The sequence below is a fragment of the Bartonella sp. A05 genome, assembly GCF_026930145.1.
Taxonomy (GTDB): domain Bacteria; phylum Pseudomonadota; class Alphaproteobacteria; order Rhizobiales; family Rhizobiaceae; genus Bartonella.
In genome coordinates, this window is record NZ_JANHOJ010000010.1 from 5,001 (window position 1) to 6,721 (window position 1,721).

General features: G+C 46.9%; 1 tRNA gene and 2 rRNA genes (1 of these 3 only partly in view). All 3 read left to right on the top strand.

The window, feature by feature from the left end:
• Positions 1–813: ribosomal RNA gene (locus tag NPX98_RS06540) — 23S ribosomal RNA — on the top strand; it begins 1,998 nt to the left of the window's first position.
• A gap of 62 nt (positions 814–875) precedes the next feature.
• Positions 876–990 (top strand): 5S ribosomal RNA (gene rrf, locus NPX98_RS06545).
• A gap of 110 nt (positions 991–1,100) precedes the next feature.
• Positions 1,101–1,177, top strand: a tRNA-Met gene (locus NPX98_RS06550).
• Positions 1,178–1,721 lie beyond the last annotated feature (544 nt).

The window sequence follows — 1,721 nt, forward strand, 5'->3', positions numbered from 1 at the left end:
TTACTATAGCTTTACACTGGCATTTGTGTCTGTATGTGTAGGATAGGTGGTAGACTTTGAAGCAGGGGCGCCAGCCTTTGTGGAGTCATCCTTGAAATACCACCCTTACCGATATGGATGTCTAACCGCGGGCCGTTATCCGGTTCCGGGACAGTGTATGGTGGGTAGTTTGACTGGGGCGGTCGCCTCCTAAAGAGTAACGGAGGCGCGCGAAGGTAGGCTCAGAACGGTCGGAAATCGTTTGTTGAGTGCAATGGCATAAGCCTGCCTGACTGTGAGACTGACAAGTCGAACAGAGTCGAAAGACGGTCATAGTGATCCGGTGGTCCCGCGTGGAAGGGCCATCGCTCAACGGATAAAAGGTACGCCGGGGATAACAGGCTGATGACCCCCAAGAGTCCATATCGACGGGGTTGTTTGGCACCTCGATGTCGACTCATCGCATCCTGGGGCTGGAGCAGGTCCCAAGGGTATGGCTGTTCGCCATTTAAAGCGGTACGTGAGTTGGGTTCAGAACGTCGTGAGACAGTTCGGTCCCTATCTGCCGTGGGTGTAGGAATATTGACAGGATCTGTCCCTAGTACGAGAGGACCGGGATGGACGTATCTCTGGTGGACCTGTTGTGGCGCCAGCCGCATAGCAGGGTAGCTATATACGGACGGGATAACCGCTGAAGGCATCTAAGCGGGAAACCCACCTGAAAACGAGTATTCCCTTGAGAACCGTGGTAGACCACCACGTTGATAGGTCAGGTGTGGAAGTGTGGTAACACATGAAGCTTACTGATACTAATCGTTCGATCGGCTTGATCGTTCCCATTCCTTATATTCATTCCCAAAATTCCAGCTTCTCTCTTTTTCTATGCTCTTCGCTGACTTGGTGGTTATAGCGGAGCGCCTGCACCCGATCCCATCCCGAACTCGGCCGTGAAACGTTCCTGCGCTGATGGTACTTTGCCTTAAGGCACGGGAGAGTAAGTCGCTGCCAGGTCTGCTAAGCGCATAGAAAATTCTCAATCAAGACAATAGACCATCAATAAAAATATAACGTAACATAACGTATAAGAGTGTCTCTCTTCAATATGAAGAAATTCTCATTGGCGCGGGGTGGAGCAGCCCGGTAGCTCGTCAGGCTCATAACCTGAAGGCCGCAGGTTCAAATCCTGCCCCCGCAACCAATTATATCATCACACAAATACATATAAAACATCTCATACTTCCCTCATAAAAAAGATAATCAAAACACCATAAGCGCAGAAAACACTTCGCACATAAAAACATACTCTTGGCATAAAAACTCTCTTTGCTATCTCCTTGCTATCTCCTTAAAGAAGATCAGCAATTTATGGGCTGTACTTCATTCAACACAACTCACCTAATTGAAGAGAGAGCCTAAAGACAAAGAATTTATTCGCCCAGATGGTGAGCACTCTCTTGAAACAGCCAAATCTTGCTTGACAGCTCCTCAAATCTAAAATTGTGCAAGAACACACCCCACATCGCAGCATATAATTGATGAAAAAATATACAAAAGATCAACTATAACACATCATAATACTTTTAATCCTCGCATCAGACTATTTGATTATGGTCGTAATTTAGAGATGAAAGTCTGTGTGGAGCTTGGTATGAAGAAAGCACGTTTCCAGTTATCAGAGGACTCTGAAGAACAGGATTTTGCAACAATCGTTATTCCAACCTACAGCGGAGAATAAAAGCAGT